Origin of the sequence: Dietzia cercidiphylli (assembly GCF_014145145.1) — a bacterium.
GTDB lineage: Bacteria > Actinomycetota > Actinomycetes > Mycobacteriales > Mycobacteriaceae > Dietzia > Dietzia natronolimnaea.
In genome coordinates this window covers 1-2,116 of record NZ_JAALEA010000068.1, presented here as the reverse complement: position 1 = coordinate 2,116, position 2,116 = coordinate 1, and the positions used below count along the sequence as shown (strand labels likewise).

The 2,116-nt window shown below is 71.0% G+C and carries 2 protein-coding genes; both read right to left on the bottom strand.

All coding sequences use genetic code 11. The features are described 5' to 3' along the window. Window positions 1-639: 2Fe-2S iron-sulfur cluster-binding protein (locus G6028_RS03185; RefSeq protein WP_241730503.1), on the bottom strand; the 639-nt coding region annotated here is incomplete at its 3' end. Beyond that, window positions 636-1,982, bottom strand: a complete 1,347-nt coding sequence (gene nuoF / locus G6028_RS03180) for an NADH-quinone oxidoreductase subunit NuoF (RefSeq protein WP_182658024.1) — start codon at window positions 1,980-1,982, stop codon at window positions 636-638. The genes G6028_RS03185 and nuoF, both read right to left, overlap by 4 nt. Between the last annotated feature and the right edge of the window lie 134 nt (window positions 1,983-2,116).

Here is a 2,116-nt window from a genome sequence, read left to right as displayed (position 1 = left end):
GATGAACGGGTCGCCCGCGATCTGGTCCGAGAACCGGGTGCACCGCGCGCACATCACGCACCGCTCGCGGTCGAGCAGGACCTGCGACGAGATCGCGATGGGCTTGGGGAACGTGCGCTTGACCTCGGTGAACCGGGAGTGGCCGTGGTTGCTGGAGAGTGCCTGGTTCTGGAGTGGACACTCGCCGCCCTTGTCGCAGACTGGGCAGTCCAGCGGGTGGTTGATCAGCAGGAGCTCCATGACCCCGCGCTGGGCCTTGTCCGCGATCTCGGAGGTGAACTGGGTGCGCACCACCATGTCCTCGGTGACCGGGGTGGTGCAGGAGGTCACGGGTTTGGGGGCGCCCTCGACCTCGACGATGCACTGGCGGCACGCGCCGGCCGGCTCGAGCAGCGGATGGTCACAGAACCGCGGGATCTGCACCCCGAGGCGTTCGGCGGCGCGGATCACCAGCGTGCCTGCGGGCACGGAGACCCGGCGACCGTCCACGGTGAGGGTGACCAGATCCTCGTCCCCGTCGGGCGTCAGATCGGCCACGGTGTCGTCGGCGCGCGGGGTGAGCTTGTTGGGCACCGGGTCACCGGTGGCGCTGTCCGAGGGGGCGCTGGCGCGGTCGGGTGCGGGGTCGCCGGTGGTCATCGGGCCACCTCCTCGGTCCGGGCGAAGACGGTCGAGCGGCTGTGGTCGAAGGGACAGCCGTCGGGGATGTGGGCCAGGTACTCGTCCCGGAAGAGCGCGATGGACGACATGATGGGAGCGCCGGCGGCGTCGCCGAGTGCGCAGAACGACTTGCCGACGATGTTGTCCGAGATGTCGAGCAGCCGGTCCAGATCGCTCTCCGTGGCGGTGCCGTCCTCGAGCCTGCGCATGATCTGCACCAGCCAGAACGTGCCCTCGCGGCAGGGTGTGCACTTGCCGCAGGACTCGTGGGCGTAGAACTCCGACCAGCGCAACACGGCCCGCACCACGCAGGTCGTGTCGTCGAAGATCTGCAGCGCCTTGGTGCCGAGCATGGAGCCCTCGGCCGCGCATCCCTCGTAGTCCAGGGGCATGTCCAGCTGGGCGTCGGTGAGGATCGGGGTGGAGGAACCGCCGGGGGTCCAGAACTTGAGGGTGTGCCCCTCCCGGATGCCGCCGGCGTGATCCAGCAGTTCACGCAGGGTGATGCCGAGGGGCGCCTCGTACTGGCCGGGCCGGGCGACGTGGCCGGACAGCGAGTACAGCGTGAAGCCGGGGGACTTCTCCGATCCCATCGAGCGGAACCACTCGGGCCCGTGCTGGAGGATCGACGGGACGCTCGCGATGGACTCGACGTTGTTGACCACGGTGGGACAGGCGTAGAGGCCGGCGACGGCCGGGAACGGGGGACGGAGCCGGGGCTGCCCTCGACGGCCCTCGAGGGAATCGAGGAGCGCGGTCTCCTCACCACAGATGTAGGCGCCGGCGCCCGCGTGGACCACGATGTCCAGGTCGAACCCGCTGCCCAGGATGTCGCGCCCCAGGAACCCGGCCTCGTACGCCTCGGCGACCGCGGTCTGCAGTCGCCTCAGCACCGGTACCACCTCGCCGCGCAGGTAGATGAACGCGTGGGAGGCGCGGATGGCGTACGCCGCGATCACCATGCCCTCGATCAGCACGTGGGGCGTGGCCAGCATGAGGGGCATGTCCTTGCAGGTGCCGGGCTCGGACTCGTCGGCGTTGATCACCAGGTAGTGGGGCTTGGCGGCGGGGTCGCTGGCCTCGGGATCCTCGGGCGCGTCGGGGCCGGGGGCCTGCGGGATGAAGCCCCACTTGCGGCCGGTGGGGAAGCCAGCCCCGCCCCGGCCTCGCAGACCCGCGTCGAGGACGGTGGAGATCACCTCGTCCGGGCCGGTGGCCAGGGCCTGTCGCAGGCCCACGTAACCGTCGTTGGCCAGGTAGGTCTCGAGTGTCCAGCTCTCCGGGGCGTCCCAGTATCGGCTGAGGTACGGCGCGAGCGGCATGTCAGGCCTCCTCGTCGGTGGGAGCGGAGGGCTGGGGCCCCGGCGCGTCGGTCGCCTGCATCCCGGCCGCCCTCGCGGCACGGAGACCGGTCAGGGTGGGCCCACCCGGCGCGCCGTCATTGGCGCCGGGGCGC

What these genes read in the sequence shown, in the direction of transcription:
- nuoF (WP_182658024.1), bottom strand. Translation starts at nt 1,982, where the DNA reads ATGCCGCTCGCGCCGTACCTCAGCCGATACTGGGACGCCCCGGAGAGC.